Source organism: Serratia sp. 4542 (assembly GCF_016805595.1).
Classification (GTDB): Bacteria; Pseudomonadota; Gammaproteobacteria; order Enterobacterales; family Enterobacteriaceae; genus Serratia; species Serratia nevei.
In genome coordinates, this window is sequence record NZ_RXKV01000005.1 from 37,956 (window position 1) to 63,283 (window position 25,328).

General features: G+C 60.5%; 24 protein-coding genes. 12 read left to right on the plus strand and 12 right to left on the minus strand.

Annotated elements, in window-relative coordinates:
* Nucleotides 1–40 precede the first annotated feature (40 nt).
* From EKL15_RS06160 to EKL15_RS06195, 8 genes are all read right to left on the minus strand, one after another.
* Complete coding sequence (locus EKL15_RS06160) at nt 41–664, minus strand: LuxR family transcriptional regulator (protein WP_060424452.1); 624 nt, start codon at nt 662–664, stop codon at nt 41–43.
* A 108-nt stretch (nt 665–772) separates the two neighbouring features.
* On the minus strand, nt 773–1,312 hold the full coding sequence (locus EKL15_RS06165) for a fimbrial protein (RefSeq protein ID WP_038871490.1): 540 nt from the start codon (nt 1,310–1,312) through the stop codon (nt 773–775).
* 17 nt (nt 1,313–1,329) lie between these two features.
* On the minus strand, nt 1,330–2,334 hold the full coding sequence (locus EKL15_RS06170) for a fimbrial protein (RefSeq protein WP_033651772.1): 1,005 nt from the start codon (nt 2,332–2,334) through the stop codon (nt 1,330–1,332).
* 14 nt (nt 2,335–2,348) lie between these two features.
* Nucleotides 2,349–2,960, minus strand: a complete 612-nt coding sequence (locus tag EKL15_RS06175) for a fimbrial protein (RefSeq protein ID WP_047729654.1) — start codon at nt 2,958–2,960, stop codon at nt 2,349–2,351.
* Nucleotides 2,961–2,971: 11 nt separating this feature from the next.
* Nucleotides 2,972–3,718 (minus strand): molecular chaperone, encoded by a 747-nt coding sequence (locus EKL15_RS06180; RefSeq protein WP_070913855.1) that lies wholly within the window; start codon nt 3,716–3,718, stop codon nt 2,972–2,974.
* 24 nt (nt 3,719–3,742) lie between these two features.
* Nucleotides 3,743–6,244 (minus strand): fimbria/pilus outer membrane usher protein, encoded by a 2,502-nt coding sequence (locus EKL15_RS06185; protein WP_038871477.1) that lies wholly within the window; start codon nt 6,242–6,244, stop codon nt 3,743–3,745.
* A gap of 71 nt (nt 6,245–6,315) precedes the next feature.
* Nucleotides 6,316–6,867 carry a fimbrial protein gene (locus EKL15_RS06190; RefSeq protein WP_203089124.1) on the minus strand — a complete coding sequence of 184 codons (552 nt, stop codon included), beginning with the start codon at nt 6,865–6,867 and terminating at the stop codon, nt 6,316–6,318.
* A gap of 91 nt (nt 6,868–6,958) precedes the next feature.
* Nucleotides 6,959–7,489 (minus strand): fimbrial protein, encoded by a 531-nt coding sequence (locus EKL15_RS06195; protein ID WP_147840522.1) that lies wholly within the window; start codon nt 7,487–7,489, stop codon nt 6,959–6,961.
* Between the two features lie 757 nt (nt 7,490–8,246).
* Between EKL15_RS06195 and EKL15_RS06200 the strand changes: the two genes are divergently transcribed.
* From EKL15_RS06200 to fetB, 5 genes are all read left to right on the plus strand, one after another.
* On the plus strand, nt 8,247–8,660 hold the full coding sequence (locus EKL15_RS06200; RefSeq protein ID WP_038871468.1) for a hypothetical protein: 414 nt from the start codon (nt 8,247–8,249) through the stop codon (nt 8,658–8,660).
* Between the two features lie 29 nt (nt 8,661–8,689).
* On the plus strand, nt 8,690–9,796 hold the full coding sequence (locus EKL15_RS06205; protein ID WP_172906352.1) for an FKBP-type peptidyl-prolyl cis-trans isomerase N-terminal domain-containing protein: 1,107 nt from the start codon (nt 8,690–8,692) through the stop codon (nt 9,794–9,796).
* Between the two features lie 38 nt (nt 9,797–9,834).
* Complete coding sequence (locus EKL15_RS06210) at nt 9,835–10,122, plus strand: FaeA/PapI family transcriptional regulator (RefSeq protein WP_070913853.1); 288 nt, start codon at nt 9,835–9,837, stop codon at nt 10,120–10,122.
* Nucleotides 10,123–10,312: 190 nt separating this feature from the next.
* Nucleotides 10,313–10,990 (plus strand): iron ABC transporter ATP-binding protein FetA, encoded by a 678-nt coding sequence (gene fetA / locus EKL15_RS06215; RefSeq protein WP_047729658.1) that lies wholly within the window; start codon nt 10,313–10,315, stop codon nt 10,988–10,990.
* The gene (fetB, locus tag EKL15_RS06220; RefSeq protein WP_060441406.1) at nt 10,977–11,750 is read left to right on the plus strand and encodes an iron export ABC transporter permease subunit FetB; all 774 of its coding nucleotides are present in this window, start codon (nt 10,977–10,979) and stop codon (nt 11,748–11,750) included. Before fetA ends, fetB begins: the two co-directional genes overlap by 14 nt.
* Before the next feature lie 36 nt (nt 11,751–11,786).
* Here the strand turns inward: fetB and EKL15_RS06225 are convergent, their stop codons facing one another.
* Nucleotides 11,787–12,623, minus strand: a complete 837-nt coding sequence (locus tag EKL15_RS06225) for a TIM barrel protein (RefSeq protein WP_060424467.1) — start codon at nt 12,621–12,623, stop codon at nt 11,787–11,789.
* Nucleotides 12,624–12,655: 32 nt separating this feature from the next.
* Nucleotides 12,656–14,098: a sugar porter family MFS transporter gene (locus tag EKL15_RS06230; RefSeq protein ID WP_102985400.1), complete on the minus strand. Its 1,443-nt coding sequence runs from the start codon at nt 14,096–14,098 to the stop codon at nt 12,656–12,658.
* 555 nt (nt 14,099–14,653) lie between these two features.
* Here EKL15_RS06230 and EKL15_RS06235 point away from each other — a divergent pair.
* The 4 genes from EKL15_RS06235 to EKL15_RS06250 all read left to right on the plus strand — a co-directional run bounded on the left by EKL15_RS06235 (nt 14,654) and on the right by EKL15_RS06250 (nt 17,855).
* Entirely contained in the window at nt 14,654–16,159 is a 1,506-nt protein-coding gene (locus tag EKL15_RS06235; protein ID WP_049202852.1) for a CoA-acylating methylmalonate-semialdehyde dehydrogenase, read from the plus strand.
* Nucleotides 16,160–16,236: 77 nt separating this feature from the next.
* On the plus strand, nt 16,237–17,058 hold the full coding sequence (iolB, locus tag EKL15_RS06240) for a 5-deoxy-glucuronate isomerase (protein ID WP_089186549.1): 822 nt from the start codon (nt 16,237–16,239) through the stop codon (nt 17,056–17,058).
* 174 nt (nt 17,059–17,232) lie between these two features.
* Nucleotides 17,233–17,502, plus strand: coding sequence for a hypothetical protein (locus tag EKL15_RS06245; RefSeq protein WP_004930864.1), 270 nt, complete (start codon nt 17,233–17,235; stop codon nt 17,500–17,502).
* 14 nt (nt 17,503–17,516) lie between these two features.
* On the plus strand, nt 17,517–17,855 hold the full coding sequence (locus tag EKL15_RS06250; protein ID WP_049202849.1) for a type II toxin-antitoxin system RelE/ParE family toxin: 339 nt from the start codon (nt 17,517–17,519) through the stop codon (nt 17,853–17,855).
* A gap of 41 nt (nt 17,856–17,896) precedes the next feature.
* On the opposite strand, the gene EKL15_RS06255 is transcribed toward EKL15_RS06250, so the two are convergent.
* Complete coding sequence (locus EKL15_RS06255) at nt 17,897–18,733, minus strand: MurR/RpiR family transcriptional regulator (RefSeq protein WP_004930856.1); 837 nt, start codon at nt 18,731–18,733, stop codon at nt 17,897–17,899.
* Between the two features lie 203 nt (nt 18,734–18,936).
* Nucleotides 18,937–20,868 (minus strand): 5-dehydro-2-deoxygluconokinase, encoded by a 1,932-nt coding sequence (iolC, locus tag EKL15_RS06260; RefSeq protein WP_100396770.1) that lies wholly within the window; start codon nt 20,866–20,868, stop codon nt 18,937–18,939.
* Nucleotides 20,869–21,413: 545 nt separating this feature from the next.
* Here iolC and iolD point away from each other — a divergent pair.
* From iolD to EKL15_RS06275, 3 genes are read left to right on the plus strand one after another with little or no spacing between them, the layout of a single operon-like run.
* Nucleotides 21,414–23,354 (plus strand): 3D-(3,5/4)-trihydroxycyclohexane-1,2-dione acylhydrolase (decyclizing), encoded by a 1,941-nt coding sequence (gene iolD / locus EKL15_RS06265; RefSeq protein ID WP_203089134.1) that lies wholly within the window; start codon nt 21,414–21,416, stop codon nt 23,352–23,354.
* Between the two features lie 35 nt (nt 23,355–23,389).
* On the plus strand, nt 23,390–24,403 hold the full coding sequence (locus EKL15_RS06270) for a Gfo/Idh/MocA family protein (RefSeq protein WP_038871433.1): 1,014 nt from the start codon (nt 23,390–23,392) through the stop codon (nt 24,401–24,403).
* A gap of 40 nt (nt 24,404–24,443) precedes the next feature.
* A complete protein-coding gene (locus EKL15_RS06275) occupies nt 24,444–25,328 on the plus strand; it encodes a sugar phosphate isomerase/epimerase family protein (protein ID WP_004930845.1) in 885 nt (294 codons plus the stop codon).

Here is a 25,328-nt window from a genome sequence, read left to right on the forward strand (position 1 = left end):
GAGTAAACCACTCTGGCGTCACTCGCGAGCCTGTTGTCGCTCAGCCAAGCCCCCGCTGATTCAGCAGCACCTTATTCAACTCGCTGTTTTTGCGCACGTTCAGCTTGCGCATCGCCGAACGCTTGTGGGCGCTGATGGTTTTCTGGCTGCGCTGCAGCAGGCCGGCGATGCTGCAGGCGGACATGCCGCTGCTCATCAATCCCAGCACCTTTTTCTCGCAGTGGCTGAGCGCGGCGATGCGGCAGGCCTGGCATTTCCACATGCCGGCGGCATGCACCGCCATCCACGGATGCTGGATGAATTTTTCCAACGCCATTTGCAGCTTGAGGCGGATGGCGTAGGCCGAATCGCGCCGATGGATGCTGAACAGCGGCGGCAGGTTTTTCACCTGTTGCTGGGTCGTGTCGTCGAGGATCAGCAGGGTCAGCTGCCGCTGGCGCGGGATGCCGTAGGGGCTCTGATAACAGCAGGCGCAGCCCCAGCGCTCTTCCGGCGTACGGAACACGATTTCGATGTTATCCAACGCCTGCAGCGCCAGCGGTGAGAACTGCGGATACCGGCGTTGGCATTCGTTCAGGGAGTGCAGATAGTCCTGCAGCAGCAGACGCAGCCCCTGCTGGTAGAAGTTATCGCTGTCGAACAGCGTGAAGCGAATATCTGGCATGGGTGGCTCCTTAAAAGGCCGCGTCACCGCGCCGGAGCGAACGGTGACGGCCAATCGCCGGCGTTCGCGCGCCGGTCGTTTTCCTGATTTCCCTGGGGCGGTGCGGGCTTATTGGTACGCCAGCACAAAATTGGCGACGGACGTGAATTCGCCTTCGGTAATGCTTTGGTTCTGAATTGCACTTGGCCGCCCCTGCACATAGGCGGTGAAGTTCAGGCTGTTGGGGCCGTTTTGCAGCGCGACGGCGCTGGTGGCCTTATTCAGATCGATATCTGCACCCTGATGATCGAACAGGGCGATGGCGGCGCCGTTCGCGCCGTTGTTGATCGCCAGCTTGCCCGGCAGCTCTCCGTCTTCGGTGCCGCTGAAGGTCACGCTGACGGATTTGAACACCGTGGTCTTGCAGTCGGTCAGCTTGATGCTGAACGGCACCGGCGTGGTGTGGCCGTAGCGGTACAGGGTTTTGACGATCACCGTGCCCATCTCCACCAGTTGATCGGCGGACTGCGGTTCGATATTGCACGGGCGGCTCACCACGGTGCCGTGGAACTGCACCGGCGCGCCGATAAGCTCGGTGTTCGCCGTCGCCGGCATGGCGGTAAACCACCAGGGCACGCAGCTCAGCAGCGCTAAAGCGCGTAGACGCATTTTCGTTCCTCCCTCGGTTACTGGAATGCCGCCACGATGGTGGCCGATGCGTTGAATTCCCCTTCGCCGATCTCTGCGCCGCCGTTGGCGAACGGTGCCGCCACCAGGTTCCAGGAGCCGCCGTTGCCGATGTTCGGCACCGGGTAAAACTCATTCGGGATAACCAGCTGGCCGTTGTGCGTCAGCCGGATACCGAGATCGTTCTTGTCGGTTTTGAACACCTCGTTGCTGAAGGCGGCCGCCGTGCCCGACACCGCCAGCTTGATGTTTAGCGTACCGTCCTCGAAGCTGCCGCCCTCGCACTGGAAGCGCACCGGAATGCTTTGCGGGTAGTTCGAGCCGTTGAGATCGCTGCCGCCGATCTCGCCGAACTCCACGTTGATCAACTGGCCTTCGTTCACCACGCATTTATCCGGCACGTAGAGGATCGCGGACTGGATAAACACCTGCGCCATCGGATTGGGGCCGAAACCGCCGTCGGTTGAGCCGAGGCGGCCGAACATCTCGATGATCTGCCGATCGTTAATCTCGACGCCGTTGATGATCTTTTTGCGTACCCGGAAGGTGATGCGGCCTTTTGAACCGCTTTCATAGTTGTTGACCTGCACATAGGGCGGTGAGCAACTGTGATTGGGATACTCGTTGGATTCGTTGTAAAAAGGCACCGTGACATAGGCCTTCTTATTACCTGCAATCCACACTTCGGCTTTTAAATCCAGGAAGTCGTTCAACTGCAAGAAGCCGTTGCCGTAGTCCGAGGGGGGCAGCGCCGAATCCGACTTGTAAAAGTGCGGGCTTCGGGGGATCGGCGTATCGCAGTAGGCCTTGCCGGTATAGGTACCGCCTAAGGAATAGGGAAACTGTTTGGTAAACCCCACCTGGTTGGTGATGTTGCTTTGATTCAGATCGATATAGAACTGTTTCGGCCCGCCGTCCGGCGTGACGTAGCCGTTGGCCCAGGCGGCGGGGGCCGCCAGGGCGATCGCCAGCGGCAGGCAGAGTTTGGTCAGTTGAGTTTTCATCGCGTTCTCGAGCCTCACAGGTAAATCACCTGAATGTGCGCCACGGCGGCGAACCCGGCCGCCATCACCGCCCGCTGGGTGGACTCCACGCTGGCGCTGAACCACAGGGTGTTGCTGCCGGGTTGCAGAATGTAGGGGCGGCTGCGCTGATTCAGCTCCAGCGCCTGGCCCTGCTGGTCTTGCAGCCGCAGGCCGATGCCCTGCACGCCGCCGTTCAACTTCAGCAGCGACGGGTTGTCGACGTCGCTTTCGCCGAGAAACACCAGCGTCGCGGCCTGCTCTCCCTGCAGATAGAGGCGGCCGGCGTCGCCGTTGCGCGGGCCGGCCGGGTTATCCGCCAACGCGCGCGCGCCCAGCAGGCAGTTGCGGAACGAGAGGCGAAAACGCACCGGCGCGCTGCGATCGCCGGCGTTGCGGAAGTCGCGTGCGCTGACGTCGCCCAGATCGACGGACTGATCCCGGCTGTCCGGCGTCAGGCTGCAGGGGGAGCTGAGCAGGCCGCCGTGAAAGCTGACGGTGCCGGTGGTGCCTTCGATCACGCCCAGCGGCGTTGCCGCCAGCGCACTGCCGCCGCACAGCAGCGCGCCGAGCAGCAGCGGGCGCAGTCGATCGGTGAATTCAGCCATGCTGGACCTCCTTATTTTTTCTCGGGCACGGCGGTGCAAACGTTGCCGTTGCAGGCGAAGCGCAGTTCGGGGTGGCCGCCGTAGTCGTTGATGTAGGTGATGACGAAGCTGTTCATGCCCGTGTCGTGCAGCTTGAGGCTTTCGCTGGATTTCGGCTTCAGCATCAGCGGCTGAAAACCGCCGATCGCGCCACCGCCCTGTTTTTGCGTCTGCCGCGTCATGCCGGTCAGGGTGATATAAAACGGCGTCGGGTTGTCGACGGTGATGGCGCCGCCGCTTTTACGGAACACCAGCTTTTCCTGCCACACCTGGCCCTTGGGCGCGACGATGGCCTTCGGCCGGTAGAACAGTTTGATCTGCGTTTGCAGCGCCAGCTGCATCACGTTGGTTTTGGTGCTTTTCGGCGGAATTTCGCGCAGGTTGAAGTAGAACACCGACTCGCGATCCTGCGGCAGGCGATCCGCCTCCGGCGTCTTGGTGATGCGCACTACGCTGCGTTCGCTCGGCTCCACGCGCTGCAACGGCGGCAGCACCACCAGCGGCGAGGTGATTTTCTGGTGCTGCTCGTTCTCCAGCCAGGACTGCGCCAGGAAAGGCAGCTCTTTGTTTTCGTTGACGATATTCAGGCTGATCGATTTGGCGTCGCTCACATAGACGGCGCGCGTGCGATCCAGCGATATCGCCGCGTCGGCGGTGGGCAGTACGGCGCTCAGGGCCAGGCCGGCGGCGGTCAGTAGCGTTATCGGGTGTTTGTTCATGTCATTATTTCTCAGCGTTACGGATTACAGGGTGGCGCACGGCAGCAGCAGCTGGTCCAGCGGCTTGGCGGCGCCCGGGATCACGATGCGGCAGCGGCGTTGGCCTTCCCAGGCGACGTCCAGTTTTTCCTCCGGCTGCACGCCGGTCAGGTAGACCGAACCGCCGTCGTTGACCACCGCGACCTCGCGGCCTTTCTCGCTCAGCACTGCGGCGCCGAACGGCGGTTCGCTGCCGTCCGCGAGGCGAATGGTGGCCAGCAGCTTGCTGCCTTTCACCACCTCGAAGTGGCGGTAGCCGATCGCGCCTTCGGTCAGCGTGCCTTGCACCACGGCGCGAGTGGCCTCAACGTCGTCCGCCAGCTTGTTGACGTCGATGCGAGTGTCGGTGTTGTAGTAGCTGGTGATGTCGGAAATCACCGCCAGCCCGAAACGGTTGCTGTAGGCGCGGCCGTTGTTGATCGGCACGCCGGCGATGCCGTCGGTGTCGAGCATCATGCGGCTGCCGCCGTTGCTCGAGTTCTGGTGCGCCGCGATACCGTGCCGGGTGGCGGTGAGGCCGCCGCGGAACGAGCCGCCGATCGACGAGTAGCTGTCCTGCTGGTAAGAGGCGCTGGCGTTCAGCGAGCCGAACGAAGCGTTATGGGTGTAGTACCCGCGCGCCAGCGATTTGCCGGACTGATTAAAGCCGCCGCTGACCTGCCAGGTATTGTCCGGATCGCTGTAGTCGTTGTACGACGCGGTCTGCGTGACATCGCCATTGTTGGTTTGCAGCGCATAACCGACGCGCCGGCGATCGCCGATCGGCACGGTGAAGTTGAGCATCACGCTGTCGTCGGTGCGGCCCTGGTAATAGGTGCGGTAAGCCGACAGCGAGGCGGTGATGTTGCTGATATCGCCGACGCTGAACAGCTTGCTGGCCGACAGCCCGTAACGATCCTGAGTTCGCGCATCCCAATAGGTCTGGTGCGAGTAGGTCAGGTAGGCGGTGATCGCCTTGGCGCTGTCTTCCGCCATAAAGGTTTTGCTGGCGGTGATGGTGTACAGCTCTTTCTGACGGCCGTTGTAATTCTTGTCGTAATCGCCGTAACGCTCCTGCAGGTACTGCGACATGTTCATGAACTTGCGCTGTGAGAAGCGGTAGCCGGCGAAGGTGATCTGGCTGTTCAGCTCGTCGAAGCGTTTGGCGTAGTTGAGCTTGAACGACATGCCGCTGGCGGTCGGTTCGCCGGGCAGGCGGGCGATCGACTGGGTGACGTCCAGCGACATGGCGCCGAACACGTTCAGATCGCGGCCGAGGCCGAGCGCCCAGGCGTTATAGTCGCCGCCGAGCAGCGCGCCGCCGTACAGCGACCAGGCGTTGCTCAGGCCCCAGGAGAAGTCGCTGGCGGAAAACAGCGGCCCCTGGGTGCGGTGGTCGTAGGCCGAGGTTTTGCCCAGCGCCACGTTGTAGCGCACGTAGCCCGGTCGGGTCAGGTACGGAATGGTGGCGGTATCCACCTGGAAGGTCGAGACGGTGCCGTCTTGCTCTTCCACCTTGACGTCCAGCTTGCCGCGCACCGAGCTGTTGAGATCCTGAATGGCGAACGGCCCGGCGGGCACGGTGGTTTCGTACAGCGTGCGGCCTTCCTGCGAGACGGTGATCTTGGCGTTGCTCTTGGCGATGCCGCGCACTTCCGGCGCGTAGCCCTGCAGGTTGGGCGGCAGCATGCGCTCGTCGCTGGCCAGGTTGAGGCCGGTGAAGCGATAGGCGTCGAACACCCCGGAGTCGAGGTAGATCTCGCCCAGCGTCAGCTTGGCGGCCTGCATCGGCAGCGCGCGATAGGCGTAGATCTGGTTCCAGTCGAAACCGGTGCTGCGATCGCCGGCCTGCTGATTGTAATTGGCCTGGTAGTCCGCGCGCAGGCGCCAGGCGCCCATATTGGCGCCCAGCGTGCCGTAGCTGCTCAGGTTCTGGGCGGTGTTGTTGTTGTGGTTCTGCTTGCCTAACTGGCCGCTCAGGTTGTAGTCCAGCAGCAGGCCGGGGATGCCGTCGTCCCACTGCTCGGGCGGCGTCCAGTCGGGATCGGAGTATTTCATCCACGCCTGCGGGATGGTGATCGCCAGCACGCCGCCGCCGATGCGATCGGAGACGGTCGCGCCTTTGATGCCGCGAATGTCGGCGCACTGGTTGTCGTGCCATAGGGTGACTTTTTTGGCCGCTTCTTCTTTCAGCGCCATTTTTTCCACCAGGTCAGGCGGCAGGCACACCTGGCTGCCGCTTTTGTTATCCGGCGACGGGAAATACTGAATGCTGCGCTGGGGCAGCGTTTTCTGGTTGATCTTGATGTCCAGCAAATAAGCGCCGGGCATGACGTAGTCGGCATCGGAGAAACGCGAAAGATCCACTTTGCTGCGCTCGCCGATGTCCAGAACGTCGGTATTGAACTCCGTGGCGGAAAATGCCGGACGCACCCAGAGGAAAGATAGAATGACGAGGAGAGGTAGGTGTTTCCGTGTCAGTAATGACGTCATAGCATAATCACTCATGGCAAGTCCGCGCCCAATAGCAGGTCATCCGTACGACCTGAATACGTAATGCTGTGCAGCGCCCGCCGGCGCTAGAGATAAGACAGGGTGAATTTGGCCAGAGAGCTGAAGCTGCCCGCCCGCGCCTTGTCGGGATGCAGGCGCAACTGCGCGCCGAAGCGCAGCGTGTTGTCGCCGGCGACAATCTGGTAATCCGCCGTCGTGCTGCCGAGCGGGATCGGGGTGCCGGCATCGGTCAACAGCTCGATAGCCACCCCTTTCGCCTCGCCGTAAACGCCCAGCAGAGAAGGATCCCGGCTGTCGGCGGTGCCGTCGAACGTGACGTTGGCCGCGCGATAGATGAAGTCAGGCTTCACCTGGCTGGCCAGCTCGCAGTTCACCAGTTTGATCGTGAAATGGCGGCGGCTGCCGATCAGCACCGACTGCCCGTCCTGCGAGGCGTCGCTCATGGAGATCAGCCCGAAATCGACGGTTTGATCCAGGCTGTCGCTGGCGATGCCGCACGGCGTTTCGACGATGGTGCCGCCCAGGCTGACTTTGCCGTGGCCCTGATTTTTCGCTGCCGCCGCCGCGTTGCCAACGCTGAGCGCGATGAGCAACAGGCCGCAAAGGCGGATAGTCATACTGGCGTCTCCCTGTCTTTCCCTGTTCCCTTGCCGGTATCCTCGGCATGCAATAAAGCGGGGGATGCCCTGAGACATCCCCTGTGGGGTATTACAGGTAAGCCAGGGTGAAGTTCGCCACGCTGGTGAAGTCGCCCGGTACCACGGTGCTTGAGGCGCTGCTGCCCTGCAGGTAAGCGGCGAATTTCAGCGAGTTGTCGCCGTCGTTCAGGCCCTGGCCGTCGGTCGCGGTGCCCAGTTCCACTTCTTTGGAGTGCAGGTTGTCGTAGATCACGATGCCGGCGCCGGTTGCGGTGCCGCTCAGGGCCAGCAGTTTGCTGTTGATCGGATCAGGCGTGCCGGTAAAGGTCACTTTGACGTTTTTCATGGTGGAGATGGAGCAATCTTTCAGTTCGATGTTGAAAGGCTGCATGCTGGATTTACCCTGATTGGCCAGGATGCGGCTGCTGATCTGGCCCATTGGCACGGTCTGATCAACGGATTCCGGCGCGACGCTGCATGGCGCATCGATAATTTCGCCGGTAAAGGTGACTTTACCGCTGCCCTGATTTGGTGCTGCATGCGCAACAGATGCGGAAGCGAAAGCAATCACGGTTGCCAGCATTAATTTATTCAGTTTCATTTCTCAGGTTCCTGTAGAGAGTTTTTAAATAAAAAGAACAGCACATCTAAATCCCCCGCAGCGGCGGCAACGCCATGTCGCCGGCCGTGCGGTTGGAGCCAGATCCTTTTGCTCTGGGCAATACGCCAACATCCGTTATTTATGAGAAATAACGAGATTTGGAAAATCGACAATGGATTTTCTGGTAAATAAAATACGAGTTTTATGTGTGGCGTGTTGCTGGGAATATTCTTGCAAATAATAGTATTGCTTGGAAATAGATTTTATTAAATTAAGTCAAATTCAGAATATAAAACCAAAAGGAAAAAGAAATATATTTGCTTTAAAATCAATAGATCGTATACAAATATTATCCAGTATAAATCACTATATAAATAACGATATGCGAGATATTAGATCGGGGGAAATAGGGGTGCACCTACAATTCACAATATTGTTTTGCTAATATCGCCCTTAGGCAGCAGATGATGCATTTCTCTTTAGAAACAAAATATAAAACATAATTCATTGTTTTTATTGTTGTTTCGTGGTTTTCTGTTCGCGAGTGATTGGGTTTCTTATTCGCGTTTAACCTGCGTTTAGATCTGATTAATTAACAATTGAATAACAATTACACCGGTAGTGAATTATTCTATCGCATTGCGGTATAGGGATTTTTCGCTGTCTAACCCCTTTTGATTAATCAAATTAAGGCATGTGCCGCTGCCGTTCGCCACATAATGATGACCTAAGTGACAATTAAAGGATTATAAACGGAATGATAACGATGATTAATGCTTGCGGCGGACGCCGCAAGGTGGGATTGGCTATATTTTTGCTGTCTTTTATGGTGCTATCTGGCTGTGCGGACGGTAGCAAGACAAAACTGAATTCTGTGAAAAAACTTTCACAGAACAATCCTAATGATAAATCCGATGAACAACGCATCGCGCTTTGCCAACAACGGGTTAATTCGTTAAAGAATATTAATCCGCAAAGTTACCAAAAGCGCATTGCCTATTTTAACGGCCTGCTTTCCAACGCCTCGGGATATGCCGGGGTGCGCGGCAACGTGGATGAGAGTACCCGTAAAGCGATTGATGCTCTTTATCAATATAAAACCGAGAAATTCTGCGCCGACGTCGAGCATGAGCTGATGTCCGATCTGTCCAGCCGGGTTGAGAATCTGTAGCCATGAAGCGATGCGCGCAAGGATGGGCGATGGGCTTTTTGCTGTTGGCGGCGAACGGGGCCGCTTGCGCCGCCGACGACGGCATTCCCGCCCTGTTGAAGTTCGCTGAACAACGGCAGGCGCCGCCGGCCGCGCTCGGGGAAGACGCCGCGCGTAAACCGGCACCCGCACCGGCCGCCAAATCGGCTGCCATCGCCGGGGCAGACGGCGTTCGTTTAACTTCACTGAAGCAGTCTTTGCAACAGCAGGCGGAGAAAATTCGTCAGTTGGAGCGGCAGTTAGCGGCGGCTCAGGCCGCGGCGGCGCCGAAACGGGAGCGGGCCGTCGTCGACATTCGGCCGCTGGCCGATGCCCTGAAGGGATTGCGGCAAGCCGTTGCGCCGGTGCCTGAGGTGGGCGCACTGGCCGCTTCGCTCACGCAGGCCGAACAGCGCAGCGCAAGGTTGGCGGCGCAGTTGGCGCAGCAGCAGCAGCGGATCGACACCTTGCTGGCCGAGCGGCAGCAGGCCACCGAACCGCCCTTGCTGGCCAGCGAGGCGGACCAACAGGCGTATGCCGCCGGCGTGTCTCTGGGGCGCGACATTGTGCATTTGCAGCAGGAGAACCGGCGCGCGGGGCTGGAGGCGGACAGCCGGCTGCTGCTGGCCGGCATCGCCGATACTCTGGCCGGGCGGTTGCGGCTGGATGAGGCCGCCATCGACAGCGCGTTGCGCACGGCGCAGCAGCGGTTGCAGCAGACGCAGGCGCCACCGCCACCGCGGGACGACAAAGCCTATCTGGCCGATTTCGCCCGTCAGGAGGGCGTCAAGCAGGATGCGCTCGGTTTCTACTACCGGGTGGACTATGCCGGCAATGGGGCGATTGGTGCCGACGATCGGGTGGATATCGTGGTGCGCGAAAGCCTGGTCGACGGCCGGGTGGTCAAAGATATGGAGTTGGCAGGGACGGTGATCTCTCAGCCGTTGACGCGCTATCCGCCGCTGTTTCGCGCCGCTATCGAGAAGCTGCAGCGCCACGGCTCGATCACGCTGGTGGTGCCGCCGGCGCTGGCGTACGGCAAGCAGGGCAGCCCGCCGGCAATCCCCCCGGATGCCACCATGATTTATACCCTGCGCATCGCTGACGTGCAGCCGTGAGCGGGGGAGCTCAGCAGTAACCACTCAGGAGGAATGCTATGGCCAAGGCGCCGAAAACGTTTGAAAGCAGAAAATCGCTGATGCTGAATGTGTTGCAAGGATTGTGCAGAGAGCGTGTCGAAGGGTCAGGGGGCCATCATCCCCCGCCGGAGCAGTGGCCGAAGACGCGCGAGCTGGCGGATAAATGCGGTGAAAACATTTATACCACCCGAACCCTGCTGCTGGCGCTGGAAAAGGAGGGCAAGGTCCACTGCACCCACCGCAGCATCAACAATTCTCTACGCTGGTACAGCGGCGACGAACAGGCAGCGATAAAAAAAGAGTGATTCGACCCTGGCGGTCGCTTTTGACTATCTCTACAGCTAATCATTAATTAATCTTATCATTTGGCGGGGCGTTTTGCTCCGCCAATCCTCCTCTCTGCTCTCTGCCATCCGCGCAGGCATTGCTAAGATGTTTTTTGCGGCCATATACTTATCGCTCAGACGGGAACAGGTGTAGGGAGCCGGCATCGTAATGAAGGAAAAGAAAGACATACTGAGATTGGATGATATTCATTATCAAATAGACAACCAGGTGATCCTGGACTCCGTCTCTTTCACGCTGGGTGAGGGCGAGTTCAAACTGATCACCGGGCCTTCCGGCTGCGGGAAAAGCACGCTGCTGAAAATCATCTCTTCCTTAATGGATCCGACCCGCGGGAGCCTCTATTTCGACGGCCAGGCGATCGCCGAGATGTCGCCGGAGGCGTATCGCAAGCAGGTTTCTTACTGCTTCCAGACGCCGGCGCTGTTCGGCAATACGGTTTACGACAATCTGGCGCTGCCCTATCAGATCCGTCAACAGTCGCCGGATGAACGAAAAATGAAGGCCGATCTAACGCGTTTCGGGCTGCCGGAGGCGATGCTGACCAAAAGCATCAATGAGCTGTCCGGCGGGGAGAAGCAGCGCGTGTCCCTGATCCGCAACCTGCAGTTTATGCCCCGGGTGCTGCTGCTCGATGAGATCACCAGCGCGCTGGACGAGGAAAACAAACGCAACGTCAATGAGATAGTGCATCAGCTGGTGGCGGAGCACCGGCTGGCGGTGCTGTGGGTGACGCACGATACCGAAGAGATAGCGCATGCGGATGAGGTGATCACCCTGCGCGCGCACGGCGCCGAGCAACAGGAGCAACAGCATGAATCAGCATAACATCACCAACGAATCCTTAGGCTTGTCGATGATCCTGGTGGTGGTCGCCATCCTGATCAGCCACCGGGAAAAGCTGGCGCTGGAAAAGGACATTATCTGGAGCATCTGCCGCGCGGTGGTGCAGCTGATCATCGTCGGCTACGTGCTGAAGTACATTTTCGACCTGGATAACGCGCTGCTTACCGTGTTGATGGTGCTGTTCATCTGCTTTAACGCGGCCTACAACGCCAAGAAACGCAGCAAGTACGTCGAACACGCGTTCGTGACGTCGTTTATCGCCATCACCACCGGCGCGGTGCTGACGCTGGCGGTGCTGGTCTTGACCGGCTCCATCGAATTTACGCCGATGCAGGTGATCCCCATCTCCGGGATGATCGCCGGTAACGCCATGGTGGCGGTGGGGCTGTGCTACACCAACCTCGGCCAGCGTTTCAAAAGCGAACAGCAGAAGATTCAGGAGATGCTCAGCCTGGGGGCGACGCCCAAGTTCGCTTCGGCGGCGCTGATCCGCGACAGCATCCGCGCTTCGCTGATCCCGACCGTGGACTCGGCGAAAACCGTTGGGCTGGTTAGCCTGCCGGGCATGATGTCCGGGCTGATCTTCGCCGGCATCGACCCGGTGAAAGCGATCAAATACCAGATTATGGTGACCTTCATGCTGCTGTCTACCGCCAGCCTGTCGACCATCATCGCCTGCTATCTGGCCTACCGTAAGTTTTACAACGAGCGCCACCAGCTGGTGGTCGGCAACCTGAAGTAACGCCATGAAAAACGGCCTCCGCGGAGGCCGTTTTTTTTACCCTTGCAGCAGGGCAATGCTGTGGCGGATTTCCCGTTCGATATCCGCCTCGCTCCAGCTGTCCAGCTGCGAAGAGAAGGGCTCGAAGGCATAGACGCCGGTGTAGCCCAGGCGTTCCAGGTTCTGCACCTGGCGGCGGCTCTCCAGCCGATCGCCCTCGCTCAGCATGATGCGCTCTTCGTCGCTCAGCGCACCTTTATCCCGCCCGTCTTCCACGCCGGACAGATGCACCAGGCCGATCTGCGCCACCTGGATTTGCGCATCGAAGTCGGCCTGCGTCACATCGCTCAGGTAGTGGTGGAAAGTATCGAGCACGATGCGGTACGGCGCGCCCGAATCGCGGATGAGCGCCTGAGTCAGCAGCGACGATCGCAGCGAACTGATGCCGAAGCCCAGTGGCTCGACGTACCCCTGCACGCCATAGCGCGCAAACAGCGGCGCCAGCAACCGCAATGCCGCGAGGGTGTCGTCGCGTTTTTGCTGCTCGCTGCGTTTGTCATCAGCGCTGCAGTGCGGGCACAGCACCAGCGCCCGGCTGTGGATGGCCTGCGCCTGCGCCAGCAACGCTTCGGCGCGCTGCAGCAGCGCCGCCGGGTCGTCTACCCGATTGAACATGCCAAGGGCGTTGATCGTGACGATCTCGATGCCGTATTGCGCGGCGAGCGCGTTGAGCTGCGCGTCGCTCAGATCGTCAGTTACCTTGCCGCTGGGCATGTCGTTGCGTAGCTCAACTTTGCTGAGCCCGCAGCGTTTCACCAGGCGGAAAAAACTGTCCAGATCGAGATTCGGCGCGATCTTGCGGTTAATGCAGAAGCGGTCCAGCGCAAGTGTCATGAGGCATTACTCCAGCGGTCAGGGTTGAGAGATCAGGATTTGCCGTTTTCCAGCGGCAGCGGCTTGCCGTCGGGCAGGGGGTGACGGTGGCGTTTGGCCAGCACCACCTGCTCCATTTTTTCCAGCGAGACGCCTTTGGTTTCCGGAATGTAGCGGCCGATGAACCAGTAGCTGAACAGGCAGCAGGCGGCGAAGATCCACATCGGGAAGGCGCCGTGGAAATGCGAGAACAGATACGGGTGGTCGTTGATCATCGGGAACGACTGCGACACCGCGAAGTTGGCGACCCACATGCAGCCGACGGCGATGCTCATCCCCTGCGCGCGCATGCGGTTCGGGAAGATTTCCGACACCAGCACCCAGGCGCCGACGCCCCAGGACAGCGCATAAAACACCATGAAGAACAGCATGCCGAACAGCGCGAAATAGCCGGTGGCCTGGGTGTAGAGCGCGTACGAGGTGAGCAGCAGGCCGGCGATGGCGCCCAGCGTGCCATAACGCATCAAGGGAATGCGGCCCATGCGATCCATCAGCATGGCGCCGATGACCGAACCGATCAGCTGCAGCACGCCGATCCAGATGGTCTGAAACAGCGCTTCCTGCGCGTTTTCGGTCACGGTTTTCAGCACCACCGGCGCGTAATACATCATTACGTTGACGCCGGTCACCTGCTGCAACATGGCGATCATGCAGCCGACGAACAGGATGAAACGTACCCGCACATCGCCGTAGTTCAGCTTCCGGTGCTGCTGCTGTTGATCCTGCTGCAGCGAGTCTTTGATTTCTTTCAGCAGATTCTGCGCGTGGGCGGCGTTGGAGACCTTGGTCAACATCGCCAGCGCCTGATCGTCGCGCCCCATCATTACGTTCCAGCGCGGGGATTCAGGAATGACGAACACCAGGATGCAGAACAGAATGCAGGGGATTACGCCCGAGGCGAACATCCAGCGCCAGCCCATTTCCACCAGCCAGGCTTCGCTGGCGAGGCTGGCGATTTTGAAGTTGACGTAGAAAATCACGATCTGACCGAAGACGATGGCGAACTGCTGCATGCTGAGCGCGCGCCCGCGCATGTCTTTTGGCGACACTTCCGACATGTACATCGGCGACACGGTGGCGGCAATGCCGACCGCCAGCCCGCCGATGATGCGGTAGATGACGAACCAGGTGAAGGTCGGGGCCAAGGCCGCGCCCACGGCGGACACGGTGAACAGCAGCGCCGCCAGCATCAGCGCCTTTTTACGGCCCCAGCGCGCCGCCAGCGGCCCGGCGGCGAAGGCGCCGACCACGCAGCCGATCACCACGTTGGAGACCGCCCAACCGGTTTCGGCCGGGCTGAGACTGAAATAGGTTTTTAACGCTTCGATCGCGCCGGAGATCACGGCGGTATCGTAGCCGAACAGAATGCCGCCCAGGGCGGCGATGCCGCAAATTCGCAATATGTAGCCGGTATTGTGCTTACGCTGATATGACATGTGTTGCTCCGATTTTTATCCTGGCTTCCGTCCGCACGGTTGGGGTGTCGGGAAGAGGGCGAGCGGAAGGGTGTGAACCGTGCCTGTCATCAAGGCGATGTCGTCGATAAATGCTGGAACAAACAAGAACATTTATTTCATAATTAGTGAATAATGGAATATTGATTTTTAGATCCAGTTCAAAAAAAACCGTCGCGAGCGATTCGGGCACCTTGGGCGAACGGGGCTGGCGGTAACGACGACAGGGCAGACACAGTGTGGGTTTTCTGTAGCAAAGTCAGTGTGCATTACCCCGGATTTCTTCTCCGCCGTTGCGCTTTCCCTGGCACGCCAATGAAAGCGCCAACCGGATCGACACCGCAAAATTGCGACCTCACGCACTAAAAATAAATTTTCCAAAACAATTTATTTGAAACTTTTTTTTCAATGAAATAGAGTTTGCTGCATCCGGTCAGGATTTAGCCGGCTTGCCGACGGGGTTTGGCGAGCGGGATGATTAACGCCGCGCCGCCGGCGAGTGGCCAGGCGACAGCGGACTTGAAAAGAGGGCGTGACATGAAAACCGTGGGTAACTTTATTGGCGGGCAGGTGTGCCTGAGCAGCAGTAATCAAACCGTTGACGTGCACAACCCGGCCAGCGGGCAGGTTGAGCGGCGCGTCACGCAGAGCACCGCTGCCGAAGTCAAACAGGCCATCGATGTGGCCCATCGGGCGTTTGCCGACTGGTCGCGCACCACGCCGCTGCGCCGCGCGCGCATCATGTTCAATTTCAAGGCGCTGCTGGAACAGCACCGCGACGAGCTGGCCGAGCTTATCGTCAGCGAGCACGGCAAAGTGTACTCGGATGCGCTGGGCGAACTGACGCGCGGCATGGAAGTGGTCGAATTCGCCTGCGGTATCCCGCATCTGATCAAGGGCGAGTATTCGCCGGACGTCGGCAGCGGCGTCGACAGCTTCTCGCTGATGCAGCCGCTGGGCGTAGTGGCGGGCATTACCCCGTTCAACTTCCCGGCGATGGTGCCGATGTGGATGTTCCCTATCGCGCTGGCCTGCGGCAACACCTTCATCCTCAAGCCGCCGGCGCTGGTGCCTTCCGCCTCGGTGCGCCTGGCGGAGCTGCTGAAAGAAGCCGGCCTGCCGGACGGCGTGTTCAACGTGGTGCACTGCGCCAATGAAGACGCGGCGCAGCTGTGCACCGATCCGCGCATTCAGGCGGTGAGCTTCGTCGGCTCCTCCACCGTGGCGGAACATATCTACACCACCGCCAGTGCGCACGGCAAGCGGGTGCAGGCCTTCGGCGCGGCGAAGAACCAGGCGATCGTCATGCCGGACGCCGATCTGGACGCCACGGTCAACGCGCTGATGGGCGGCGCGTTCGGCTCCGCCGGCGAGCGCTGCATGGCGTTGCCGATCGCCGTGGTGGTCGGTGACGATACCGCCGACAAACTGATCGCCAAATTGAAGCCGCTGATCGCGCAGCTGCGCGTCGGGCCGGGCTTGCAGCAGGGCGGCGAAGAGAATGAAATGGGGCCGCTGGTGTCGTCCGCCCACCAGAAGAAGGTGCTGGGCTACATCGATCTGGGCGTGGAAGAAGGCGCGACCCTGGTGGCCGACGGCCGCAATTATCAGGTGCCGGGCTATCCTGAAGGCTACTACGTCGGCGGCACGCTGTTCGACCATGTGAAACCGAACATGCGCATCTACCGTGAAGAGATCTTCGGGCCGGTGCTGGGCATCGTGCGGGTGCCGGACTACCGTACCGCCATCGACACGGTGAACGGCCACGAGTTCGGCAACGGCAGCGCCATCTTTACCGGCAGCGGCCACTACGCGCGCCAGTTCGTGCAAGAAGTGCAGGCCGGGATGGTCGGCGTCAACGTGCCGGTACCGGTGCCGATGGCGTTCCACAGCTTCGGCGGCTGGAAGCGCTCGGTGTTCGGCGCGCTGAACGTACACGGCACCGACGGCGTGCGCTTCTACACGCGCATGAAGACCGCCACCGCGCGCTGGCCGGCCGGGCAGCAGACGGTGTCCGAATTCAGCATGCCGACGCTGGGTTAAGCGCTGTCATATTCAGGCCAGGCCGTTGCTCCTTCGGGGCAGCGGCCTTTGCACGAATCATTAACAGGAGAATCGAGATGTCTTCACTGCTTGCCAAATGTCAGACGCCGAACGCCGAAGGGCGCATCCAGCACGTGACGCCGGAAAATGCCGGTTGGCGCTATGTCGGCTTTGACGTTTATCGCCTGGCCGCCGGGCAGTCGCTTCAGCTTGAGTGCGGCGATAAGGAGCTGTGCCTGGTGCTGGTGGCCGGTATCGCCTCCGTCGCCACGCTGCGCGCCGAGTACCCGCATATCGGCAAGCGCATGAGCCCGTTCGAGCGCACGCCGCCTTACGCGGTGTATGTGCCGCATCACGATCGCATCGACGTGCGGGCAGAAACCGATCTGGAACTGGCGGTGTGCAGCGCGCCCGGCAGCGGCCACCTGCCCTCACGGCTGATCACGCCGGCGGATATCGGCGTGGAGCGGCGCGGCAAGGGGCGTAACCAGCGGTTGGTGCACAACATTCTGCCGGACAGCGAGCCGGCCGACAGCCTGCTGGTGGTGGAGGTTTACACCGACGAGGGCAACACCAGTTCCTACCCGAGCCACAAGCACGATCGGGAAGACTCGCCGGACGAAACCTATCTCGAAGAGACGTATTATCACCGCATTCAGCCGGAGCAGGGGTTCTGCATGCAGCGTGTCTATACCGACGATCGCACGCTCGACGAGTGCATGCCGGTCTACAATCGCGACGTGGTGAAAGTGCCGCGCGGTTATCACCCGGTGGCGGCCCTGGCAGGCTACGACAACTATTATCTCAACGTGATGGCCGGGCCGGTGCGGCAGTGGAAATTCACCTGGGAAAAAGACCACGCCTGGATTAACGGCGACGCCTATCCCGCCGCGCAATAAGCGCTTGAGGCCCGGCTTGCCGGGCTTTCTTTTTATCAGGGTATAAATTTGACCTAAATTTGCCCTCCATCTTGTTCAAATGATAACCTGTCCGCACACGATCGCTCCCCGGCTGAGTGAATCCAAAGAACCGCTGTGATACAGCGTGATTGCCTATGCGCAGGAGGAAAAACCATGACGACTACCATGTCCCAAAAAGCGGCGCGAGAAGGATTAGGTTCGCCCGATCTGTTTGAAGGCGGGGTTTACGTCACAAAAAATGGTGTTGCCGAGCTGTTTGTGCAAACGGCGGCTGAGAGAGAGGCCGAAATTCGGGAACGCAATCTGGAGCGCCAGTCCAACGCGTTGCTGAAACTGACTATGATGGCGAAGCAAGAGATTAAAAATCAGCGCGGTCTGTCGCCCGAAGAAACGTTGCAGCGGCTGCGCGACGCGCGGAAATAGGCCCGAGGTGCAGGATGCCCAAGGAAATACGTTTTACCGTCGCGCCGGCGGCGGAATGGAGCCTGAAAGACATCGAGTCTTACAAGAGCGGAACGATAGGGGCCGCCGCAGCCGGGGTGTTCGTGGACAATCTGTTGTTATCGTCTCTTGCGGCAATTGCCGACGATCCTGCCCGCTACCGCTTCAACGCCGTGCTGGCGGGCATGGGGGTACGGTTGCACGAGCGATTGGATCCCGATAGCGAATACCGCGTCATCTATGACTACGACGGCCAGACGGTGGAGATTCTGCTTTTCATCAGCATGAAGCAGGATCTGGAAAGCGCGCTCTACCGCTATTTGTTGCTGCAATAATCCCGCCGCGCCCGAGCCTGTCGGGCGCGTTCACCCCAGCCTTACTCGTCCCGGGCGTTATTCAGCGCCAGCGAGACCGCCAGCGTCTGCGCCAGGCACATCGAAGCCACCTGCGAGCGGAACCCATCCACCTGCGCTTCGCGCACCACGAAACAGACGTCGCTGAAGGCGGCCAGCGGGCTGACCTGGCTGTCGGTGATGGCGATCTGCTGCGCACCGCGCTTGGCACCCAGTTCCACCAGTTCCACCGCTTCGCGGGCGTACGGCGAATAGCTGATAGCGATCACCACGTCCTTCGGTTTCACCATGCTCAGCTGTTCGGTGAACATGCCGCCCAGGCCGTCGATCAGAAACGCGCGGCGCTCCAGATGGCGCAGCGCATAGGTGAGATAGGAGGCGACGCTGAACGAACGGCGCAGGCCGATCACGTAGATATTTTCGGCGTTGTTGAGCAACTCGACGGCGCGATCCAGCTGCTCGGGGGCGATCTGCATCGCCAGCTGCTGCAGCGCCTGCGCGTTGACCATGGTGAATACGTTGAGAATTTCCGCCGGTTTCTCCGGCGCGACGTTGTCGTCGGTGGAGGTTTGGCGGAACAGGCGCGCGCGTTCGGTATAGTTCACCGTCTCTTCCATCAGATGCTGACGGAATACCTGCTTCATTTCGTTGAAGCCGCTGAAGCCGAAGGCGTTGGCGAAACGGATCAGGGTAGACGGGGGGACGCTGGCCTGTGCGGCGATGGAGGCAACGGTATCGAAAGCGATGCTGTTACTGTTATCCAAAATATAGCGCGCCACCTGCTTCAAACGCTTGCTCAGCGTTTCATAACGGTGGCGAATCTCGTCCTGTAACAGCGAAAGTTGAGTTGGGTTGTTCATCCATTCGGCTCGCAGTGGGGTGAAGGCGCATTGGCCTGACGCCTGAAATATTGACAGGGTATTTTAACAGACGGAGCGGAAATTTCATTTCCTCAAAAAGCGATTTATTCGATCGCACATTGCGCGACTTCACAGAAAAGGGGCAAAAAAATCCCCTTAAAGCGGCGAAATGGCCTTAAGGGGACGTGAACTCGCGCTTGCTGTCAGTGCGCGCCGCTCGCCTGCGGACGGTACTGGCGCCAGAAACCGATCAGCGTCAGGTATTTTTGTTTCACCTGCTCGATCAGGGCCGCGTCGTCGATTTCATCCTGCAGCCAGCGGCGCGAAGGCTGGCCGAAGATGGTGCGGCCGACGGCGAAACCCTTCACCCAGCGCGCATCCGCGGCGGCGGCAAAGCCCGCCTTCAGCACCGCTTCCGGGGAGTCGAGCCCCAGGATCAGCACGCCGCGGCAGAAGGGATCGTAGGTGTCGATCAGCGCACCGACCCGCCGCCAGTTCTCTGCGCTCAGCGGCGGCAGTTTCCACCAGTCCGGCTGAATGCCCAACCGGTAGAAGTGTTCAATCATCTCCAGGTAATGGCGTTCGTCCTTGTCGGGGTTGTTGTCCGGCAGAATCACTTCCAGCAGCAGCTCATGGCCGGATTTGCAGCAGCCGCGGTAGACGTCGGCGATCAGTTCATCCTGCTCGTGGCGCAGTTCCGCCGCGTCGTGCGGGTGATAAAACACCAGGCACTTCACCACGTGCTCCTGCGGCCAGTCGATCAATTGCGAGCCGATATTGCCGTGCTCCAGGCGCAGCGGGCGCGAGCTGGGCAGCTCCACCGGCCGGCCGATCCACCATCCCTGGCCGGTGATCTCGTTCAACGCCGCCTGCCCGTAAGTGGTGTCGGCCAGAATGCCGCTGTTGCCGTTGAGCCCGGCCTGTGCGGCCGCCTGTTGCGCCGCGGTGAGCAGCAAGGTTTTCAGGCGCGGAATGCGTTCCTCGCCGACGCCGGCTTCGCGCGCCATGTCCGCCAGCTGCTTGCGGTGATCGAAGGCGAACACGCACAGCTCTGGCCATTGCTGCTTGCGGGTGGTCACCCGGTGCAGGTGGTTCAGGCGTGCGTCGCGGTCCGGGCGCGTAACCTGCCGTTCGCGCAGCAGGTAGTCGTCCAGCTCCCGTTTGGTCGGCATGGCCGGCGCGCAGCCGTGGCGCGACACCACCAATGCGCCGCAGGCGTTGGCGTAGCGGCAGGCCTGATCCCAGCCCTCATCGTTCAGGTAGCCGCGCAGCAGGCCGGACATAAAGGCATCGCCGGCTCCCAGTACGTTCAGCACCTCAACCCGCACGCCGGCGTGCAGCTTCACCTGCGCCCAGTCGTCGGCGATTTCGCCTTCGAACACCGAGCAACCCTGCGCGCCGCGCTTGCACACCAGCGTGGCCGCCGTGGCCCGCCGCACGTTTTTTAGCGCCGTCAGCGTGTCGGTGCTGCCGCCGGCGATGTGAAACTCCTCTTCGGTGCCGACGATCAGATCGAAATGGTGCAGCACCTCCTGTAGCTCGCGCGTGACCTGGTCCGATTCCACAAAGCGGGTTTCGCCGTCGCCCAGCGACGTCAGCCCCCACAGCACCGGGCGGTAATCGATGTCCAGGGCGGTGCGCAGACCGTGGCGGCGCGCGTATTCCAGCGCCTTCAGCACCGCGGCGCGGGTGTTCGGGTGCGACAGGTGCGTGCCGGTGATGGCCAGCGCGCGCGAGGAAGCGATGTAGGCCTCGTCGATGTCGTCCGGCGTCAGCGCCATGTCCGCGCAGTTTTCGCGGTAGAAGATCAGCGGGAAAGTTTCCTGATCCTTGATGCCGAGGATCACCAGGCCGGTTAATCGTTGCTTGTCGGTGATGAGGCAGCGGGTATCGGCCCCGACGCGCTGCAGCTCTTCACGCAGAAAGCGGCCCATGTGCTCGTCGCCGACCCGCGCCAGCATGCCGGATTTTAACCCCTGAATGGCGGTGCCGTAGGCCACGTTGCCGGAAGAGCCGCCGAGGTACTTGGCGAATGTGCCGGCGTCTTCCAGCCGCGCGCCGATCTGCTGAGCATAGAAATCGACGGCGATGCGCCCGAGACAAATGACATCAAGCTGTTTTTCTTGTGTAGCCATACCCGTTTCCTTCTGTTTAAGCAAAACTCCGGCGGCGGCCCGAGCGTGGCGCCCTGCAGGAAGCATGTGGATAGTATGGGGAATGAAAATTTCAATTTCAATATGGAATGAAATTTACACCCCAAAAATGTGATGCATTTAAAACATCGGCAAGGGGGTGGAAAAGGCGGTGAAACGGCCACGGAAGGGCGGCCAGGCGCGCGCTGAAAAGGAGTGCGAGGACAGGATAAAAGGCTGTCATCCTGAGTGCTGACGGTGGTCACCCGCCATTGCGCGGCGCGAAGTCAGCGAAGGTTGAAGCACGAGATGAAACGGGCTTTTCATGCAATATGCGATCTTTATCGCAAAATGAAATGTTTCTTCTGTAATGTGATTTTATGAAAAATATATTTGTTTATAATCGCTTCACGTTTCAGGTTGTCGACTTCGTGAGCAGCGGGCATCGCCTGCTCAAGATAATAGCTGCCGCCGCGTAACACAAACACGGGATTGTCGGCTCGGCGCGAGCCCTTTCCGGGGCGGCCCTCAATCTAAAGGGTGAGTAAATGGGCAAGATCAGGCTAACCATGGCGCAGGCGCTCGTCAGATTTCTCGATAACCAGTATCTGCTGGCCGACGGCGTGGAGACCAAATTCGTCGCGGGCATTTTCGCGATTTTCGGCCACGGCAACGTGCTGGGGCTGGGGCAAGCGCTGGAACAGGATAGCGGTGAGCTGCGGGTACATCAGGGCCGCAACGAGCAGGGCATGGCCCACGCGGCGATCGGCTTCGCCAAACAGAAGCTGCGTCGGCAGATCTACGCCTGCACCTCATCGGTCGGCCCCGGCGCCGCCAACATGATCACCGCCGCGGCCACCGCCACCGCCAACCGCATTCCTTTATTGCTGCTGCCGGGCGACGTTTACGCCTCCCGCCAGCCGGATCCGGTGCTGCAGCAAATCGAGCAGCCTTACGATCTCAGCATCAGCACCAACGACGCGTTCCGCGCGGTGAGCAAATACTGGGATCGCATCGTGCGGCCGGAGCAGGTGATGAGCGCCTGCATCAACGCGATGCGCGTGCTGACCGATCCGGCGGATACCGGTGCGGTGACGCTGTGCCTGCCGCAGGACGTGCAGGGTGAAGCCTACGACTATCCCGACTATTTCTTCCAGAAACGCGTGCATCGGCTCGATCGTCGCCCGGCGACCGACGGCATGTTGGCGGACGCGCTGGCGCTGCTGACCGCCAAGCGCAAACCGCTGCTGGTGTGCGGCGGCGGCGTGAAATACTCGCAGGCCGGGCGGGCGCTGCGCGAATTTGCCGAGCGCTTCGGCATTCCGTTTGCCGAAACCCAGGCCGGCAAAGGCACGGTGCCGAGCGACCATGAATTCAACCTCGGTGGCATCGGGGAAACCGGCTGCCTGGCGGCCAACACGTTGGCCCGGCAGGCCGATCTGGTGATCGGCGTCGGTACCCGTTACACCGATTTCACCACCTCGTCCAAATGGCTGTTCCAACACCCGGACGTTAACTTCCTCAATATCAACGTCAGCGCCTTTGACGCCGGCAAGCTCGACGGCGTGCAGGTGTTGGCGGACGCCCGCGAGGCCCTGAACGCATTGGGCGCGCTGCTGGCGCAGGCTGACTACCGCGCCGGCTGGGGCGACGCCATCGCCGCGGCGCGCGCTGCTCAGCGTGAAGAGACCGAGCGGGTTTACGCGGTGGAATACGGCGGCGCGGGTTTTGTACCGGAGATCGACGATCACCTCGATCGCGAGCGGGTGTTCGCCGAATTTATCGCCCAGACCGATTCCGCGCTGACCCAGAGCCGCGTGCTGGGGGTGTTGAACCGCGAGCTGCCGGCGGACAGCGTGATCGTCGCCGCCGCCGGCAGCCTGCCGGGCGATCTGCAGCGGGTGTGGCACAACCGCAGCGAGCACGGCTACCACGTGGAATACGGCTACTCCTGCATGGGGTACGAGGTGAACGCCGCGCTGGGGGTCAAGCTGGCCGAGCCGCAGCGCGAGGTGTACGCAATGGTGGGCGACGGCGCATTCATGATGCTGCATTCCGAACTGGTCACCTCGATTCAGGAAGGCTGCAAGATCAACGTGGTGCTGTTCGACAACATGACCAACGGCTGCATCAACAACCTGCAGATGGAACACGGCATGGACAGCTACACCACCGAATTCCGCTTCCGCAATCCAGAGGGCGGCAAGCTCGACGGCAAGCTGGTGCCGGTCGATTTCGCCATGCTGGCGGCGGCTTACGGCTGTAAAACCTATCGCGTCACCACCGAGCAGCAGCTGCTCGACGCGCTGGCCGACGCCCGCAGGCAAACCGTGTCCACGCTGCTGGACATCAAGGTGCTGCCGAAGACCATGGTGCACAAGTATCTCAGCTGGTGGCGCGTGGGCGGCGCTCAGGTGGCCGACAGCGAGAAAATCGTCGAAGTGGCGCGCAAGCTGCAGGAAAACATCGATAAGGCGCGCGATTACTGATTCGTTTTCATACATAAATCTCGAGGGTAGCGAAAATGACATTGAACATTGGGGTTATCGGCACCGGCGCCATCGGCCGCGATCATATCCGTCGCTGCAGCAAAGTGTTGCAGGGTGCCCGCGTGGTGGCGGTAAACGACATCAACCGCGACAACGCCGCCAAGGTGGTGAGCGATCTGCAGCTGGATGCGCGGGTGTATGACAACGGCCACGATCTGATCAAGGCCGCCGACGTGCAGGCGGTGCTGGTCACGTCCTGGGGGCCGAGCCACGAAGAGTTCGTGTTGGCGGCCATCGCCGCCGGCAAACCGGTGTTCTGCGAGAAGCCGCTGGCGGTGACCGCGCAGGGCTGCAAAAACATCGTCGATGCCGAAGCGAAACACGGCAAGCGGCTGGTGCAGGTCGGCTTTATGCGCCCTTATGACCAGGGCTATCGCGCGTTGAAACAGGTGCTGACCAGCGGCCAGATCGGCGAACCGCTGATGCTGCACTGCGCGCACCGCAACCCGACGGTCGGCGAGGCCTACACCACCGATATGGCGATCACCGACACCCTGATCCACGAAATCGACGTGCTGCGCTGGCTGCTCGATGATGACTACGTGTCGGTGCAGGTGGTGTTTCCGCGTAAGAGCCCGAAGGCGTTCCCGCACCTGAAAGATCCGCAGATTGTGCTGTTTGAAACCGCCAAGGGTACGCGCATCGACGTCGAAATCTTCGTCAACTGCCAGTACGGCTACGACATTCAGTGCGAAGTGGTGGGGGAAACCGGCATCGCCAAACTGCCGGAGCCGTCCTCGGTGCAGATGCGCAGCGGCGCCCGCCTGTCGACCGAAATCCTGACCGACTGGAAAGATCGCTTTATCGACGCCTATGACGTCGAGCTGCAGGGTTTCATCAACGACGTGGCTGCGGGCAAGCTGACCGGGCCTTCCGCCTGGGACGGCTACGCCGCCGCGGTGACCGCCGACGCCTGCGTGGCGGCCCAGCTCAGCGGCGAGATTGTGCCGGTGACCTTGCCGGCGCGCCCGGTGTTCTACAACAAATAATCGGCCTGTCCCCCATACCTACGATTGCAGAGGAGTGACCATGAAGATCGCTTTTGATGTCGACGTTATACGGGATTTGGGCGTGACCAAGATGGTGCAGCAGGTGGCGGACTGGGGCTACAAATACATCGAACAGTCGCCGCACCCGCAGATCAACCCGTTTTACAAGCATCCGAAGGCCAGCCGCGAAATCATGGCGGAGTATAAAAACGCCCTGAAAGCGACCGGCGTGGAGATCTCCTCATTTATCGTGGTGTATCGCTGGTCCGGGCCAGGGGAAGATCGCCGCCAGGCGGCGGTCAAAAACTGGCGGCGGATGATCGAAATCGCGGTGGAAATGGGCGTGCAGGTGATTAACACCGAACTGGCGGGTAACCCCAACGAACCGGAGATCTGCGAGGAGCTGTGGTATCGCTCGATGGAGGAGCTGCTGCCGATCGTCGAGCGCGAGGGTATCCGTATGGAGATCCAGTCGCACCCGTGGGACTTCTGCGAGCTGAGCAACGAAACCGCCGATCTGGTGAAGTCGCTGCGCAGCGACCACGTCAAATACCTCTACAGCGTGCCGCACACCTTCTACTACGACAAGGGGCAGGGCGACGTGGCCGGCATGCTGCAGTACGCCGGGGACGATCTTTCCCACGTGCTGATCGCCGACACCATGAATCACACCAAGCATTGCCGTTATATCGTCAACCCGCCGGGCGTTGACGCCGCGGTGCATCAGCACGTCGGCATCGGCGAAGGCGAGGTGAATTTCGACGCCCTGTTCCAGACGCTGCGCGACATGGAATTTGCCAACCGCAGCTTCAAGGTCGGCGGCGAATCGATCATCTGCACCTCGCTGTTCGGCTACCCGGAAAAGATGCCGAGCCAGGCGGTGGCGACCAGAGAGCGCATCGAAAGAGAGCTGTTGGGCAAATAA

Bases quoted from the DNA above. Each gene is read 5' to 3' on its own strand.
- EKL15_RS06160 (WP_060424452.1), bottom strand. From the start codon at position 664: ATGCCAGATATTCGCTTCACGCTGTTCGACAGCGATAACTTCTACCAG.
- EKL15_RS06165 (WP_038871490.1), bottom strand. From the start codon at position 1,312: ATGCGTCTACGCGCTTTAGCGCTGCTGAGCTGCGTGCCCTGGTGGTTT.
- EKL15_RS06170 (WP_033651772.1), bottom strand. From the start codon at position 2,334: ATGAAAACTCAACTGACCAAACTCTGCCTGCCGCTGGCGATCGCCCTG.
- EKL15_RS06175 (WP_047729654.1), bottom strand. From the start codon at position 2,960: ATGGCTGAATTCACCGATCGACTGCGCCCGCTGCTGCTCGGCGCGCTG.
- EKL15_RS06180 (WP_070913855.1), bottom strand. From the start codon at position 3,718: ATGAACAAACACCCGATAACGCTACTGACCGCCGCCGGCCTGGCCCTG.
- EKL15_RS06185 (WP_038871477.1), bottom strand. From the start codon at position 6,244: ATGAGTGATTATGCTATGACGTCATTACTGACACGGAAACACCTACCT.
- EKL15_RS06190 (WP_203089124.1), bottom strand. From the start codon at position 6,867: ATGACTATCCGCCTTTGCGGCCTGTTGCTCATCGCGCTCAGCGTTGGC.
- EKL15_RS06195 (WP_147840522.1), bottom strand. From the start codon at position 7,489: ATGAAACTGAATAAATTAATGCTGGCAACCGTGATTGCTTTCGCTTCC.
- EKL15_RS06200 (WP_038871468.1), top strand. From the start codon at position 8,247: ATGATAACGATGATTAATGCTTGCGGCGGACGCCGCAAGGTGGGATTG.
- EKL15_RS06205 (WP_172906352.1), top strand. From the start codon at position 8,690: ATGGGCTTTTTGCTGTTGGCGGCGAACGGGGCCGCTTGCGCCGCCGAC.
- EKL15_RS06210 (WP_070913853.1), top strand. From the start codon at position 9,835: ATGGCCAAGGCGCCGAAAACGTTTGAAAGCAGAAAATCGCTGATGCTG.
- fetA (WP_047729658.1), top strand. From the start codon at position 10,313: ATGAAGGAAAAGAAAGACATACTGAGATTGGATGATATTCATTATCAA.
- fetB (WP_060441406.1), top strand. From the start codon at position 10,977: ATGAATCAGCATAACATCACCAACGAATCCTTAGGCTTGTCGATGATC.
- EKL15_RS06225 (WP_060424467.1), bottom strand. From the start codon at position 12,623: ATGACACTTGCGCTGGACCGCTTCTGCATTAACCGCAAGATCGCGCCG.
- EKL15_RS06230 (WP_102985400.1), bottom strand. From the start codon at position 14,098: ATGTCATATCAGCGTAAGCACAATACCGGCTACATATTGCGAATTTGC.
- EKL15_RS06235 (WP_049202852.1), top strand. From the start codon at position 14,654: ATGAAAACCGTGGGTAACTTTATTGGCGGGCAGGTGTGCCTGAGCAGC.
- iolB (WP_089186549.1), top strand. From the start codon at position 16,237: ATGTCTTCACTGCTTGCCAAATGTCAGACGCCGAACGCCGAAGGGCGC.
- EKL15_RS06245 (WP_004930864.1), top strand. From the start codon at position 17,233: ATGACGACTACCATGTCCCAAAAAGCGGCGCGAGAAGGATTAGGTTCG.
- EKL15_RS06250 (WP_049202849.1), top strand. From the start codon at position 17,517: ATGCCCAAGGAAATACGTTTTACCGTCGCGCCGGCGGCGGAATGGAGC.
- EKL15_RS06255 (WP_004930856.1), bottom strand. From the start codon at position 18,733: ATGAACAACCCAACTCAACTTTCGCTGTTACAGGACGAGATTCGCCAC.
- iolC (WP_100396770.1), bottom strand. From the start codon at position 20,868: ATGGCTACACAAGAAAAACAGCTTGATGTCATTTGTCTCGGGCGCATC.
- iolD (WP_203089134.1), top strand. From the start codon at position 21,414: ATGGGCAAGATCAGGCTAACCATGGCGCAGGCGCTCGTCAGATTTCTC.
- EKL15_RS06270 (WP_038871433.1), top strand. From the start codon at position 23,390: ATGACATTGAACATTGGGGTTATCGGCACCGGCGCCATCGGCCGCGAT.
- EKL15_RS06275 (WP_004930845.1), top strand. From the start codon at position 24,444: ATGAAGATCGCTTTTGATGTCGACGTTATACGGGATTTGGGCGTGACC.